This window comes from Methylomonas sp. MK1 (assembly GCF_000365425.1).
Classification (GTDB): domain Bacteria; phylum Pseudomonadota; class Gammaproteobacteria; order Methylococcales; family Methylomonadaceae; genus Methylomonas.
Genome location: NZ_AQOV01000001.1, coordinates 3,038,362 through 3,052,767 on the forward strand (window position 1 = coordinate 3,038,362; position 14,406 = coordinate 3,052,767).

General features: G+C 54.0%; 11 protein-coding genes. 9 read left to right on the forward strand and 2 right to left on the reverse strand.

Features of this window, described 5'->3' with window-relative positions:
- Window positions 1-4 precede the first annotated feature (4 nt).
- Both G006_RS0114435 and G006_RS0114440 read left to right on the forward strand, forming a co-directional pair.
- Window positions 5-385, forward strand: a complete 381-nt coding sequence (locus G006_RS0114435; protein ID WP_020483913.1) for a clan AA aspartic protease — start codon at window positions 5-7, stop codon at window positions 383-385.
- Between the two features lie 33 nt (window positions 386-418).
- Window positions 419-1,651 (forward strand): TIGR03862 family flavoprotein, encoded by a 1,233-nt coding sequence (locus G006_RS0114440; RefSeq protein WP_268743568.1) that lies wholly within the window; start codon window positions 419-421, stop codon window positions 1,649-1,651.
- 218 nt (window positions 1,652-1,869) lie between these two features.
- On the opposite strand, the gene G006_RS0114445 is transcribed toward G006_RS0114440, so the two are convergent.
- Window positions 1,870-2,712 (reverse strand): hypothetical protein, encoded by an 843-nt coding sequence (locus G006_RS0114445; RefSeq protein WP_020483915.1) that lies wholly within the window; start codon window positions 2,710-2,712, stop codon window positions 1,870-1,872.
- A 448-nt stretch (window positions 2,713-3,160) separates the two neighbouring features.
- Between G006_RS0114445 and trpD the strand changes: the two genes are divergently transcribed.
- The 4 genes from trpD to trpC all read left to right on the forward strand — a co-directional run bounded on the left by trpD (window position 3,161) and on the right by trpC (window position 7,423).
- Entirely contained in the window at window positions 3,161-4,168 is a 1,008-nt protein-coding gene (gene trpD / locus G006_RS0114450) for an anthranilate phosphoribosyltransferase (protein WP_020483916.1), read from the forward strand.
- A 26-nt stretch (window positions 4,169-4,194) separates the two neighbouring features.
- Window positions 4,195-4,434 (forward strand): type II toxin-antitoxin system BrnA family antitoxin, encoded by a 240-nt coding sequence (brnA, locus tag G006_RS0114455; RefSeq protein WP_020483917.1) that lies wholly within the window; start codon window positions 4,195-4,197, stop codon window positions 4,432-4,434.
- Between the two features lie 429 nt (window positions 4,435-4,863).
- On the forward strand, window positions 4,864-6,237 hold the full coding sequence (locus tag G006_RS0114465; RefSeq protein WP_020483919.1) for a HEPN domain-containing protein: 1,374 nt from the start codon (window positions 4,864-4,866) through the stop codon (window positions 6,235-6,237).
- Between the two features lie 388 nt (window positions 6,238-6,625).
- Entirely contained in the window at window positions 6,626-7,423 is a 798-nt protein-coding gene (gene trpC / locus G006_RS0114475) for an indole-3-glycerol phosphate synthase TrpC (RefSeq protein WP_020483921.1), read from the forward strand.
- Between the two features lie 146 nt (window positions 7,424-7,569).
- On the opposite strand, the gene G006_RS0114480 is transcribed toward trpC, so the two are convergent.
- Window positions 7,570-8,313, reverse strand: coding sequence for a methylenetetrahydrofolate reductase (locus G006_RS0114480; protein WP_020483922.1), 744 nt, complete (start codon window positions 8,311-8,313; stop codon window positions 7,570-7,572).
- A 260-nt stretch (window positions 8,314-8,573) separates the two neighbouring features.
- Here G006_RS0114480 and G006_RS0114485 point away from each other — a divergent pair, with 260 nt between their 5' ends.
- The 3 genes from G006_RS0114485 to G006_RS0114495 are packed head-to-tail and all read left to right on the forward strand — an operon-like array spanning window position 8,574 to window position 14,277.
- A complete protein-coding gene (locus G006_RS0114485; RefSeq protein ID WP_020483923.1) occupies window positions 8,574-9,974 on the forward strand; it encodes an efflux transporter outer membrane subunit in 1,401 nt (466 codons plus the stop codon).
- Window positions 9,971-11,149 carry an efflux RND transporter periplasmic adaptor subunit gene (locus G006_RS25610; RefSeq protein WP_020483924.1) on the forward strand — a complete coding sequence of 393 codons (1,179 nt, stop codon included), beginning with the start codon at window positions 9,971-9,973 and terminating at the stop codon, window positions 11,147-11,149. Before G006_RS0114485 ends, G006_RS25610 begins: the two co-directional genes overlap by 4 nt.
- On the forward strand, window positions 11,146-14,277 hold the full coding sequence (locus tag G006_RS0114495) for an efflux RND transporter permease subunit (RefSeq protein ID WP_020483925.1): 3,132 nt from the start codon (window positions 11,146-11,148) through the stop codon (window positions 14,275-14,277). The genes G006_RS25610 and G006_RS0114495 overlap by 4 nt, the downstream gene beginning before the upstream one ends.
- Window positions 14,278-14,406 lie beyond the last annotated feature (129 nt).

Genomic DNA, 14,406 nt, shown 5'->3' on the forward strand with positions numbered 1-14,406 from the left:
CATCATGGGCCTGACTTACGCCTCGTTAAGATTAACCAACCTCTTCAACCGCAAACAAGTTGAGATCAATGCGTTGGTCGATACCGGCGCAACCTTTATGTGCGTAACTGAAGAAATCGCCTTACAGCTGGGTTTCGATATTACTGAAGTCAGCCAACAGGTAGTGACCCTGGCCGATGGTCATCAGCGCAAAGTACCCAAAATAGCCCCCATCGAAATCGCGTTTGCCAATCGAACCTATGTAACCGAGGCTGTGGTATTGGGCAACGAGCCTTTGCTAGGTGTTATTCCCATGGAAGCAATGGATTTAATCGTCGACCCCCGTCAGCAAGTACTGATAGTCAATCCGCAGCATCCGAACTATCCGGTAGCTTTGGCTAAATAGCTGCCTCAATATCCATTCTCACTTGATAGGTCTGTGACCCATTCAAAACATTCTGTCGCCATCGTCGGTGCCGGTCCAGCCGGACTAATGGCCGCCGAAGTATTGAGCCAGGCCGGCTTGAGCGTTACCGTTTACGATGCTATGCCCTCGGCCGGGCGTAAGTTTTTGATGGCTGGCAAGGGCGGGATGAATATCACGCACTCCGAGCCTTTCGCGCAGTTTTTATCCCGCTACGGGGCACGGTGCGCGGAGCTTGAGCCGATATTGAACGATTTTGCACCGGATGCGTTGCGAGTCTGGGTGCAAGGCTTGGATATCGAAACCTTTGTCGGCACATCGGGCCGGGTGTTTCCGACCGATATGAAAGCCGCGCCGTTGTTGCGAGCTTGGCTGCACCGCCTACGTTCCAACAGCGTACAGTTTCGCATGCGCCATCGTTGGCTAGGTTGGGTGGAAAATGACCTACGATTCGATACGCCGGACGGCGAGCGAATTGCCCAGGCCGATGCGGTGATTTTGGCTTTGGGCGGCGGCAGTTGGCCGCAACTGGGTTCGACGGGGGCCTGGCAATCCTTGCTAACCCAGCGCAGCATCGCCGTTGAACCGCTAAAGCCAGCCAACTGCGGTTTCGAAACGGCTTGGAGCGACTATTTTCGCGAGCGTTTTGCCGGCCAACCGCTCAAGCCGGTTAGCATCTTATTCACAAATCAGAACGGCGAGACATTCAACCAGCAAGGCGAACTGACAATAGCCGAGTACGGCTTGGAAGGCGGCTTGATCTATGCCCTGTCCGCACCGTTGCGCGAGGAAATAGCCGCCAGCGGTTCGGCGTTGATACAGTTGGATTTACTGCCGGATCGAAGTTTGGCAAACATCATAGATCGTCTGGGCAAGCCGCGCGGCAAGGACAGCTTGGGCAATCATCTACGCAAACGTTTGGGTATTAGCGGCGCCAAAGCTGCTTTGCTGCGCGAAGCCTTGTCTGCCGCCGAAATGGACGATCCGACCAGACTTGCCAAAATCTTGAAAGCACTGCCCATCACGCTAACGGCTACCCGGCCTATTGCAGAAGCGATCAGCAGTGCCGGCGGTGTCAGCTTTGCGGAGCTGGATCAACATTTAATGCTGCGAAATTTCCCCGGTGTATTTGTCGCGGGCGAGATGCTGGATTGGGAAGCGCCGACGGGTGGTTATCTGCTAACCGCCTGCTTGGCCACCGGTCGCGCGGTTGGTTTAGGGGCCTTAGCTTGGCTGCAGCAACAATGAGATGCAGGAGTTTTCGCGGTGGCTGTTGACCGAGTCCGACCGCTTGAATCGTTCGGTTTTTGAAAAATAAACGCCTCCAAAATAGCCGGATCAAGAATGCCGACCGGCAATTAGGAATGTGAAACGACGGTAAGGCAAAATGCTCGCCGAAATGATCATTGGGCCAGAGCAATTCGAAAGAAAAGGGGTAGACGGAAGCTACCCCCCAACCATCTTGTTTAGCCCGCGACTTTTGCGAATGATTTCATCATGCGGATAGTCCTAGCCGACCGCAGTGAGGCCGCTGTGGCCAATGCGCTGCCGAATAGCCAGAAAGCGCCTGGTAAAGGTACGCTTCCGCCGCCTCCGCTGCCGTAGTCGTATCCGGAAACAGATACACTGGTATTCGCGGAAAAGTTTCCGCTCCAGCCGTCTTTAAAGACCAAAGCGACAGACAGGACATCGGTTTCCGCAACGGGCGCGGAGCCGTTTGAAATATAACGGTTGATATTATGGTTAACTGACCCGGAATGCCCGTCATTGTAATAACTCAAGTTGAAGCTAATGTCGGAGTTTGCCCATGAATTACTCGACGTACCCACGTCTTCCGTCAAACTGTAATTCGCCTCAAAAAGTAAAAGCCCGCTGCCTTGCACGGTAAAACTGCCGGATCGTTGACTATTGCTACTAGCCGATAAGCCTTGATACGGAAAGACGCCGTCTATAAAGGCATTGGATTTTATCTCGCTAATCGATGTGGAGCTGGAAGCAGACTTGCTATAGCTAGATGTGGATACCGTTTCAGTGGCGGTAGTCCCGGAGCTCCAATTTGCCGCACTGTCATTGGCATAGTAGTAACCATAATTGACTTGGCTGTTGTCGTTCTGGTTACTCCAGGTCAAGGTCGGCAGGCCATTCCCGATATCGATGGCTGTAATTTTAAAGGTACTCCAGTCGATGACCGCGCTCGCGGAAATCGTGGCCGCCTCAGCGGATTGCACAGCGCAAAGAGGTAGCACCAGCAAACTAAACAGGTAAGTCTTAATGCAAGGTCGCCGAATCGGCTTGAAAAGGTGTTTCATGGTCGTTTCTCCATTGATTAACGGGAACAGGTTTTTAGCGCATCACCAAACGGCCAAAGACCATTGTCATGCGCGATAAGACTAGCTATCGGCATCAAGCCGCTTACTTGAAAAGCTAGTCTTAAACGTCATTTAACAGCTAAATTAGCCACCGTCAATTACCATGGAGACAATAAGGAATAATCAATGCGCAAAGTCAAAAAAACGTGAAATTTAAAAACCACCTTGGATTAAAACGGCCTTTTTTACCTAGCAATAGCGATGCCCGGACACCGGATTTCAGTCCTGCCGTCTACTTTTTTGGCATGAGATACTTACCCGTCAAATGCAATGTTCGCGAGACCGTGTCGGCCGAAGCGGTCACGGGATTTAGCGTCTTCCAGGTTTTCTATAATTGCCGGCGTTTGTTATCATCCCAGCCTCGACGAATACACCGGCTACCCACTCCATGCAAATCCAAAGCACGCTGCAAAAACTTCTGGATAAACAAGACCTCAGCACCGAGGAAATGCGCGCGGTGATGCGTACCATGATGCAAGGGGAGCTGACCGATGCGCAAATCGCCGGCTTTTTGATCGCCTTGCGCTGCAAGGGCGAAACCATCGAGGAAATTGCCGCGGCGGTCAGCGTGTTACGCGAACTGGTCCGGCCAGTACCGGTGCATGGTGAACATGTGATAGACACCTGCGGCACCGGCGGCGACGGCGCGAATACCTTTAATATTTCCACCACCGCCGCTTTCGTGGTCGCGGCGGCGGGCGGTAAAGTGGCCAAACACGGCAATCGCTCGGTATCCAGCAGTTGCGGCAGCGCCGATGTATTGGAAGCCGCGGGTATCAATCTGGATATGCCCGCCGAACAGGTGGCACAATGCGTGGACGAGATCGGCGTCGGCTTTTTATTTGCCGCCAAGCATCACAGCGCAGTGCGCCACACCGTTGGTCCGCGCAAGGAGATGGGCGTACGCACCCTGTTCAATCTGATCGGCCCACTCTCCAACCCGGCCAATGCGCCGCATCAATTGATCGGCGTGTTCGATAAACAATGGCTGGTGCCGGTCGCGGAAGTCTTAAAAAAACTGGGCAGCAAACATGTTTTGGTAGTGCACGCGCGCGATGGCCTGGATGAAATCAGCATCGCCGCCCCGACCGATGTTGCCGAGTTGATCGACGGCATCGTGCATAGCTACACGGTCACCCCGGAACAATTCGGCTTGCCGCGCGCCAGCCTGGAAACCCTGTCGATTACATGCGCCGCGGATAGCCTGGCTATCATCCGTACGGTATTGAACAACCAAGCCGGCCCGGCCCGCGACATCGTTGCCTTGAACGCCGGCGCGGCGATTTATGCCGCCGACTTGGCCGATTCGCTGGATGGCGGTATTCGCCGGGCGCATCAGGTGTTGGCGGATGGGAGTGCGTTGGGGAAGTTTGAGGCGTTGGTGAACTACTCTTAGCTCCGGCATTGAGGTAGATACACAGTATGATAGCTAAAGACTTTGAACAGCAGTTTGATGACGATGTTGATATTACCGCATCACTGGATTTGTCTAACGCGAAACGGGTATTGCAAGAGCAGAAACGAGTCAATATCAATTTTCCGACTTGGATGATTGAATCGCTTGACCGGGAAGCTGGAAAGCTTGGGGTGACCAGACAATCCATCATCAAAGTCTGGCTTGCTGAGAGGCTTGAGAAGGTTTCTTCGAACGAAGTGAGATAGATCAGTAGCCCAGGATATTCTTGGGGGTTGTGTCGCTAACGCGACGGTTATTTTAAAGTCGGGTCTCGGCCCGACAGCCGAGATACTTTCTTTTGTTTGGCCAAAAGAAAGTATCCAAAGAAAAAGCCACCCCGATGCCGCTTTGATCCTGCGCGCCGAAGGGTTTGAACGGGGTTTTCGGAAGGGCTGTCCCTAGCCCTCCGAAAACGAGCGGCATCCCTGCCGCTCCCCTGCGGGCTAATCCGTCCAAACCCTCCGGTGCTCGGCGCGGCATAGGGGATGAAAACCCCACCGCAAAATTCGAGAGCATCTAATATTTTGAGGTTTTCGTAGGCCGGGTTGAATGAAAATGAAACCCAGCAATATATAAACTTAAGTTGGGTTTTGCTTCGCTCAACCCAGCCTACGAGCTAACAGCAAATATATTCAATGGAAATTATCTTTCAAAATATACCTAGGAAATTGCGTAAAAAACTACAGTGTTCCTTTTCTTCTGTTCTCAATAAGAAAAATTTTATTATACCCGCCTGTTTGGATGATATTGAAAATTACCCAAATAACCTCCATAAATCAAGGCTGGCTTATTCTCGCGAGACATGCGATTTATTTTTAGATTTTTGTAAAGAGTTTATGGCTTGGGAAGATATTAGTGGGGTTGCTAGTTTAGATACTGTTTTTTCAGCGTTTGCGGACTCAGTTGATGAACATTTTTTTACGAGAAATAAATCTGATTTTGATTTTTTTATTTCTTCATGGATTGAGAAAATTAACTCAAAACTACATAATTATAGCTTTTACTTTCCTGTAGAAGGGTTGATGTTAAAAGATATATCGCAAGAGGCATTCGGCGATGTATCGATAGTTTTATTTGATAAAATATTAGCTGACCGATTTTTTGATGACAACAAGAGTGATAATCATCAATGGACAGAACATTTGCATTCAACTTTAAATAAAATATTTGTTGGAAAAACTGTTTTAGTGGTAAGTGTTTTTGGTTGTCGCTATCTATCTGAACTAGTCGCCAGAGAGAAGGCGAATGCGGTAGTTTCTTATTTTAGATTCATATTTTGTGTGTTCCACCATGATCGTGTGCAAGAAGGTTTGGTTAAGATTTCTATAGAAAACGAATGGCCTAAAAAAAATTCGGATTTTTTTTATGTTGAGTCTAACAGTATTTCCTTACCTAATCATCGGGGGGCGGCCCCATTACTTCCTTTTGACATTTATAGCAAAAACCTCTCCGATTTAAAGAAAAATGGTTATTTAAATGAGTTGAGTGGGTTTATTTTTTATCCTTATAATAACTATGAAAAGGCAGTTAAAGCTGCTATTTATTGGATCGGAGAAGCTCAAAACGATTTTAAAACAGATTCGGCGTTCGTCAAGTATTGGATTTCAATTGAAAGCTTGCTGACAACAGGTTTTCATTCTCAACAGGGAATAACAAAAAATCTTATTGACGGCGTATCTATTTTAATATGGTATTGCGGACACGAGTTTAGTGACAGGCCTAATATTCGTTGCTTATCAAAGCGCATTAATGTACTTTATGATCTTCGATCTAAAATTGTTCATAAAGGCGATGGAGTTAAAATTAATCACGGTGACTTAAGTGACATATGCAAATACTCATCTTGGCTCATAATTTGTTTTTTATGGTTACGATCAAATTTTAATTACACCGAATGCGAACAAGTCAGAAAACTAGTTAAAAAGCTGAAAGCAGCTGACTTTTCTGAAGACTTTGAAATCAGAACCAAAAGCCTACTATTGGCTGCTCAAGTAAATACAACAAGTTAAAGAGTTTCTTTAATAAATGCATAAATATGGCGGATTCAAAACCAGTCTGCGCCCGATTAAGATTAAATACTCGGTCCTACCGGCCCAGTTTTTCCAACTTAGAATTCCGGGACGGTTTTCTCCCCCTATGCCGCGCCGAGCACCGGAGGGTTTGAGCGGACTAGCCCGCAGGGGAGCGGCAGGGATGCCGCTCGTTTTCGGAGGGCTAGGGATAGCCCTTCCGAAAACCCCGTTCAAACCCTTCGGCGCGCAGGATCAAAGCGGCATCGGGGTGGCTTTTTCTTTGGGTACTTTCTTTTGGCCAAGCAAAAGAAAGTACCTCGGCTGTCGGGCCGAGACCCGACTTTAAAATAACCGTCGCGTTAGCGACACAAACTAAACAAGAACCATGACCGATACACCAGATATTCTAAAAACCATCCTAACCAAAAAAGCCGAAGAAGTAGCCCGCCGCAAAAGCAACACGCCGCTGTCGCTACTGGAAGAACTAGCCGGCACCGTGCAAGGCCCCCGCGGCTTTTATTCGGCGTTGCGCAGCAAGGCCGATCAGAAAAAGCCGGCGATTATCGCCGAAATCAAGAAAGCCTCGCCCAGCCAGGGCGTCATTCGCGAGAATTTCAAGCCGGTGGAAATTGCCGTCGATTATGCGTTTAGCGGCGCGACATGCTTGTCGGTGCTGACCGACAAGGAGTTTTTCCAGGGCTCGGAAGCCAATCTGCAAATGGTGCGGCAAAATTGCCCGCTGCCGGCGATTCGCAAGGACTTCATGATCGATCCGTACCAAATCCACGAATCACGTGCACTCGGTGCCGATTGCATTCTGCTGATCGTCGCCGCATTGGACGACGCGATGTTGAAAGAATTGGCTGACACCGCCACCGGCTTGGGCATGGACGTATTGACCGAAGTGCATGACGCGGAAGAACTGGAGCGGGCATTGCGGCTAAACACCAATATGATCGGCATCAACAACCGCAATCTGCGTACCTTCGACGTGTCGCTGCAAACCACGCTGGATTTGAAAAACACCATTCCGGCGGACAAGTTGATCGTCACCGAAAGCGGCATTCACACCCCGGCGGATGTGAAATTGATGCAGGACAATGGCATCTACACCTTCCTGGTCGGCGAAGCGTTTATGCGCGCCGAGTCGCCGGGACAAAAAATGCGCGAGTTGTTTTTTTAGGGCATTGGCAAGGCATTACGCAGAGCGTCTATCCCGGCGTTCCCGCGAAGGCGGGAGCCCAGGAAAAATCAATAGCCTGGATCCCCGCCTGCGCGGGGATGACGGATTCTTCCTGATATTCAAGCAAATCTGTACCCGGCTTGAGATTACCCGCCCAATTTAATCTCACCAAAATACCGCGCCAAATCAATCCGAATCGGCATGAAATAGACATTCAGGCCATTCTCCGCCGCCGAGGCGATTACGCTGTTGGCAAATTGGACGTTCCAGTCGTAATCCGGCTGGAAACTCTTCGGAAACTTCACTTTATTTTTGACTTCCCAATAATTCATCGAGGCCTTGCTGGTGATAGGGCTGATGCCAATGTAGGTTTCCAGGTGTTGCATATGCTCAGCGTAGATGTCGATCATGCGACTGTCATAGAACGGCTGGGAGAAAAACCCGCCGGCTCCGGCATCGACCTTGCGCTGAATGTAATCGCATTCATCCTGGACGCCGCTACGGTGCGGGTCGAAGCCGGCATAAATATGCAAGCTTGGGAAACGCTGACGCACGGCCCGAATCAAATCGACCACATCGGTATTGTAAAACGACCGTTTCAGGCCTTCCGGCGGATCGCCGGTTACCAACAAGACGCTGTCGAGCGCATACTCTTCGATGATGCGGTAGAGTTCGCCGCTTTCGATTTTAAAATCAATCGCGCGAAAATGCGGAATAAAGCGGTATTTGCTTCGATCAACGCGGGTTGCCAGTTCCCAGCTGCGGGTATCGAAGCGCTGGATATCAGGAACATTGATGATGTTGATACCTTTGTCCAGAGTTTGCACAAAGCCGTATTGCTGGTCGAAAGCCTCTAGGCTGCGAGGGACGATTTCAAACGAAATATTCATCGTGTGGCTGGGTAGTTAAAGAATTGACTGGAAACGAGCGCCATGCGCAAAGTATGGATTGTAACGCAGTAAAAACAAATCCCGGCGGACATGACCGACTTCTTTGGTCGAGCTTAAGCGGCTTACCCGTCGATTGCCGCGCGGCGTATTGCCTCTATTATTTTTCGGTTGCGGTGGGGATTTAATGGCCTTGAACGTCTTACTCAATAGCTGCCCCTATTCATCAGATTTATTTAGCCATTCCCGCACATCCCGAACTAATGCCCGCCAAACCCCGCCGCCCGATGTTATGGATTGTTTCAGCCCTATCGGCGCTATGGGCCGTAGGCTGCGAATCGCCTGCGTCTCGGGACCCACATGCTTTGGCTTTTCAGGCACCGCCACACTGGAGCAGCAACGGCCATTTTGCCGAAGCAGCCGCAACGGACTGGTTGACAGAGTTTAACGATCAGCATTTAACGATCTTGGTACAGCAAGGCCTGAGAGATAACTTCGACTTAAAAAGTGCCGCTGCCCGCGTCGACGCGGCCCGCGAGCAAGCCGTTATCGCCGGTTCCGGCCGCTGGCCGCAACTGTCGTTAACACCCGGGTATCAGCGCGCAAAGACCAATATGGGCGGCGAAAGCAGCGAATCCGGCGCGTTTACGGCGCTGTTCAACCTGAGTTGGGAGCTGGATGTCTGGGGCCGGATCAGGGCGGGACAACAAGCGGCTGAAACCGAAGCCGAGGCGACTGGCGACGATTATCGCGCCGTGCAATTATCGCTGGCGGCACGGATTGCCCAAGCCTATTTCGAATTCAGTGAAGCCCAATTGCAAGCGACGGTGGCGGCACAGTCGGTCAAAGACCGCGGCACCATTGTCGATCTGGTGCGCGGCCGTTTCAACAGGGGGTTGACCCGCGGCCTGGATTTGCGCTTGGTGCTGACCGATCTGGCGAATGCCGAAGCGCAGCTGGCGCAAGCCCGTAATGATGTGCAATTGTTGGGCAAGCGCCTGCAAACCTTACTGGGCCGGTATCCGGGGAATGATCCAGTTAGGCAGGAATTCGACGCTACATTTCGATTACCGCAGCCGCCGGAAACCTTGAGCGCCGGTTTGCCGGCCGAGCTGTTGGAACGCCGCCCGGACGTCATCGCCGCGTTCAAACGCTTGCGGGCCGCTGATTCCCGATTGGAAAGCGCCGAAAAAGCCTTGCTGCCGCGCGTGACGCTGACCGGTGCCGGCGGCGCCAGCAGCGCGGCCTTGACCGAGATCATCGACCCGCGCGCGGCGGCCTGGAATTTGGCCGCCGGCCTGGCGCAGCCGCTGTTTACCGGCGGCCGGCTGCAAGGCGAGATTCGCTTCAACGAAGCCAAAGTCCGGGAAGCGTTCAACCAATACCAAAGCGTGGCCTTGAACGCCTTTCGCGAGGTGGAGCAAGCACTGGCCGCCGAAGCCTGGCTGCGCACCCAGGAACAGGCCTTACGCGAAGCCGTCGAGCAAACCGAAGCCAGCCGTAAGCTGGCGGTATATTCCTACCGGCAGGGATTGATCGAAATCCTCACCTTGCTCGACAGCTACCGCAGCACCCTCAATGCCCAAAGCGCGCATTTGGCCGTGCAACGGCAACTATTGAACAATCGTATCAATCTCTATTTGGCATTAGGCGGTGGCGTTTGAATCCGCAAGTACTCAATTTAAAAATTCTGTTACCGATCCTGGTCTTGCTCGCGGCGGCCGGCGCGGCCTGGGCGATTATCGCCGCCAAGCCGCAAACCGTTCAGCAGAGCGCCGAACCGACTATTCCCAAGGTCAACGTCGTTCGCGCCGAACCGCAAAGCCTGCGGCTGAACGTGATGTCGCAAGGCGTGGTGGCGCCGCGCGAGACTATCGATTTGGTGACCGAAGTGGGCGGCAAGCTGGTGCAAGTCCATCCGGCCATTGTCGCCGGCGGTTTCTTCGCCGCCAACGAATTGCTGCTGACTATAGACCCGCGCGATTACGATTATGCCATCGTTGCCGCCGAAGCCCAGCTGGCCGAGGCCCAGCGAGTCTTGATCAACGAACAGGCCCAAGTCGAGCAAGCGCGTAGCGAATGGCAAGCGTTGGGCGAAGGCGAGCCTACTGCGTTGGCGCTGCGGAAGCCGCAATTAGCGGAAGCGCAAGCCAAGCTCAAGGCCGCCGAAGCCGATCTGGCCAAGGCCAAACTCAATCGCAGCCGCTGCGAATTGCGGGCGCCGTTTGCCGGCCGGGTGCTCAGCAAACAGGCAGGTTTGGGGCAATATATTCAGTCCGGCGCGGCCGTGGCGCGAATTTACGCCAGCGATGTCGCCGAAATACGTCTGCCCATCAGCACCGAGCAACTGGCCTTTTTGGAACTGCCCTTGGGGCAACATGGCAAGATCGGCCACTGGCCGGCGGTGACTTTGCGCGCGGAACTGGCCGGCAAGCCGCATAGCTGGCAAGGCCGCATCGTCCGCAGCGAAGCGGCGCTGGACGACAACAGCGGTCAGCTCTATCTGGTTGCGCAAGTCGCCGAGCCGTTCCGGGAAACCTCGGATAGCCCGCCCTTGCTGAGCGGTTTGTTCGTGCAAGCCGAGATCGAAGGGGTGCTCCGCGACGGTCTGTTTGCGCTGCCGCGCACCGCATTGAACGGTTTGCAACAAGCCAAGCTGGTCGACGCCGAGCAACGTCTGGAAATTCGCCAACTACAAGTGCTGCGCCACGAAGCCGAGCGCGTCGTCGTCAAGGCCGGTTTAAATCCCGGCGACCGGGTGGTGGTGTCGGAAATGCCGGTGCCGGTGGCGGGAATGAAAGTCAACGCAGTCGAAGCACAGCCTGAAGCCGCCCCATGACGTCAGCCAACCAGCGTTTAGGCCTATTGGCCTGGTTTGCCAGCAACCCGGTCGCGGCCAATCTGTTGATGCTGCTGATCCTGACCGGCGGTGTACTGGGCATCCTCGGCGTCGATAAGGAAGTATTTCCGCGTTTCAGCCCGCATAAAATTCAGATCGAAGCGGTTTTTCCGGGCGCCGGACCGGCGGAAGTCGAGGAATCGGTGTGCGTACCCATCGAGGAAGCCATCCACGATGTGCCTGGCGTCAAACATCTGCACGGCGAAATCAGAGGCGGTAGCTGCGAGATCGATGTGGAGGTGCTGCCGGACCACGACCACAACCAGATGATGGCAACGCTGCAAAGCCGGGTGCAAGCCATTCCGCGCCTGCCGAAACAATTGGAAAAAATCCAGGTGTTGCCGGCCGACCGCGAGGACGACGACGGCGTGATCTGGCTGGCTTTACACGGCGCCACCGATGCCGCCACCTTGCAGCGCTACGGCGACCGGATTCAAGAACAATTGGCGGCGATACCCGGCGTCAGTAAGGCCCGCAATTACGGCGAGCTGGCCTATGAAATCGACATCGAAGTGTTGCCGCAACAATTGCGCAAATACCAACTGACGTTGGACGAAGTGGCTCAAGCGGTGCGCAGGGCCTCGGTCGATCTGCCGGGCGGCCTGATCAAAAATCCGGACGGCGAGCTATTGCTGCGCGTCAGCGGCCGGGCCCGCGATGCCGACGCAGTCGGCGCCTTAATCGTCAAGACCTTGCCGGACGGCAACCGAGTGCGCTTGGATCAAATCGCCACCATTAAAGATGGTCTGGAAGAACGATTGTGGACCTGGCATCACAACGGCCAGACCGCGCAGGGCTGGGAGATTCACACCGAGCAAGACAGCGTCGCGGTGGCGCGGCGGGTGAAGGCATATGTCGAAGAGATGCGCGCGCAATTGCCGGAAGGCCTGCGCCTGATTACCTGGTGGGACGATTCGCAAGCTTACGACGAGCGCATCGGCACCTTACTGGAAGACGGCTTGAGCGGTTTCGTGCTGGTCTGTCTGGTGCTGACCTTGTTCTTACGGTTACGAGTGGCGTTGTGGGCCGGCGTCGGCATTTTTACCTCGGTGCTGGGTGCGTTCTGGCTGATGCCGGCCCTGGATATTTCCCTGAACATGCTGTCCTTGTTCGGCTTTCTGTTGGCAATGGGGATTTTGGTGGACGATGCCATCATCATCGGCGAAAGCGTGCATAGCAGGCAGATTGAAGGCAAGGAGTCGCCATTACAGGCCACGATTAGCGGCGTGCGGGAAGTGGCACTGCCGGTCAGTCTGTCGGTGTTGATCGTGCTGGTGGCGTTTTTGCCCGGTCTGTTTTTGCCCGGCTGGGCCGGACAGATGATGCGGCCGATTTGTCTGGTGATGATTCTGACCCTGGTATTCTCGCTGGTCGAAGCCTTGCTGATTCTGCCGTCGCATCTGGTCGGCGACACCGACTCAAAAGCAAACCCAAGTCGCTTACAACGCTTGCGCGAGCGCATGAATCGGGGCTTGGATCGTTTCGTCGTGCGCGTTTATAAGCCTTTGCTGGAAACCGCGCTGGCCTGGCGTTATTTGACCGTCGCGATCTTCATCGCGCTGCTGGCTATCTGTGCGGCGTTGGTGCTCAGTGATCGCGTGCGGCAATCGATAAATCCCGATGTCACCAAGGACAGCTTTTGGGTATCGATGAAGCTTCCACAGAGTGCGCCGTACAGCGAGACGCAGGCATTGGCGAACCAGGTGGAAAAAGCTTTGTTTGCCTTGCGCGACGAGCTGGACGGCATCGCGCAATCCGGTCAGCCCGCCGCCGATAGCGTTGCCGCCGCCCATGCCAACGACGATAGCGTCATCGTCGGCGTGGAAACCGCGATCTGGGACCATGGCGCCGGCATCTGGCTGGAGTTCTCGGCGGAAGGCCGCAAGCGCTTGAAAGTGGAGCAGTTCATCCGCGACTGGCGGCAACGGATCGGCGACATCGGTCGCGGCAAGGTCGATTTTATTTATAAGGAAGGCGACGTACCTTACGACATCGAGTTGAATCTAGGCGCCGGCGACCCAAGCCTGCTGCAACCCGCCGCCGAGCAACTTAAAAAGATACTGGAAGCCTTTCCCGGCGTTTACGATGTGATCGACTCGTCCGAACCGGGCAAACCGGAAGTGCGGCTGGCGCTGAAGCCGGAAGCCGAACGCCTGGGCTTGCGCCTGGAACAACTGGCCGAGCAAGTCCGCCAGGGTTATTACGGCGAGGAAGTGCACCGCTTCCTGCGCGGCCGCCGCGAAGTAAAAGTGATGGTGCGCTATCCGTTGGAACAACGGCAATCGCTGGATACACTGAAGGCGCAACCGGTACGCCTGCCGAACGGCAGCAGCGTGCCGCTAAACGATCTGGCCGAGATCAAATTGGTGCAAGGCTATTCCCGGTTGAACCGCGAAGACCGGCATCGCGTGTTGAAGGTACAAGCCCGCGTCGATCCGACCAAGGCCGATGTCAACGGTATTTACGCCGCGCTGGAAAGCGGCGCCTTGCCGCGTCTGGAGCAGGCGTTTCCCGGCTTGAATGTGCAAATCGGCCAACAGCGCCAGGAACAGGAAGCGATGCTGGCGGCGTTTGGTAAGAACACGCTGATCGCGCTGTTGGTGATTTATGCGTTGATCGCGGTGCCGTTTAAGTCCTACAGCAAACCGCTGATCTTTTTGCTGGCGGCGCCGGTGGCCTGGAGCGGCGCGGTGCTGGCGCATTGGGCGGCGGGCTTGCCCTTATCTATGGAATCGCTAGTGGGCATGATCGCGGCCAGCGGTGTGGTGGTGAACGATAGCTTGGTACTGCTGGACTACATCCGCCAACACGGTGACGAGGATACGCCGGTGGAAAACCTGATCGGCACCGCCTGTGTCGCGCGCTTCCGCCCGATTCTATTAGCCTTTTTAACCAACTTCGCCGGCTTCCTGCCGACCCTGATAGAGACCAGCCCGCAAGCGCAATTCCTGATCCCGATGACCCTGTCGCTGTCGGCCGGCCTGCTGATCGGCATGGCCGCCAGCTTGATTTTGACGCCGGTCTGTTATGCGATTTTGGGGGCCAGGCGACAAGCAGCATCGATGTGAAAACCAAAGCTGTAAGTTTGGCTTGATGCCTTGGTGGAGGTGGGATTTTCGCAGGTACCGATGTTGCCACCGCTGCCTGAATTATTAACCCGGCCCTTAAATGCCGTTCGCCTTTATGCCCTTGAGGGT

What these genes read in the sequence shown, in the direction of transcription:
- G006_RS0114435 (WP_020483913.1), top strand. Translation starts at nt 5, where the DNA reads ATGGGCCTGACTTACGCCTCGTTAAGATTAACCAACCTCTTCAACCGC.
- G006_RS0114445 (WP_020483915.1), bottom strand. Translation starts at nt 2,712, where the DNA reads ATGAAACACCTTTTCAAGCCGATTCGGCGACCTTGCATTAAGACTTAC.
- trpD (WP_020483916.1), top strand. Translation starts at nt 3,161, where the DNA reads ATGCAAATCCAAAGCACGCTGCAAAAACTTCTGGATAAACAAGACCTC.
- brnA (WP_020483917.1), top strand. Translation starts at nt 4,195, where the DNA reads ATGATAGCTAAAGACTTTGAACAGCAGTTTGATGACGATGTTGATATT.
- G006_RS0114465 (WP_020483919.1), top strand. Translation starts at nt 4,864, where the DNA reads ATGGAAATTATCTTTCAAAATATACCTAGGAAATTGCGTAAAAAACTA.
- trpC (WP_020483921.1), top strand. Translation starts at nt 6,626, where the DNA reads ATGACCGATACACCAGATATTCTAAAAACCATCCTAACCAAAAAAGCC.
- G006_RS0114480 (WP_020483922.1), bottom strand. Translation starts at nt 8,313, where the DNA reads ATGAATATTTCGTTTGAAATCGTCCCTCGCAGCCTAGAGGCTTTCGAC.
- G006_RS0114485 (WP_020483923.1), top strand. Translation starts at nt 8,574, where the DNA reads ATGCCCGCCAAACCCCGCCGCCCGATGTTATGGATTGTTTCAGCCCTA.
- G006_RS0114495 (WP_020483925.1), top strand. Translation starts at nt 11,146, where the DNA reads ATGACGTCAGCCAACCAGCGTTTAGGCCTATTGGCCTGGTTTGCCAGC.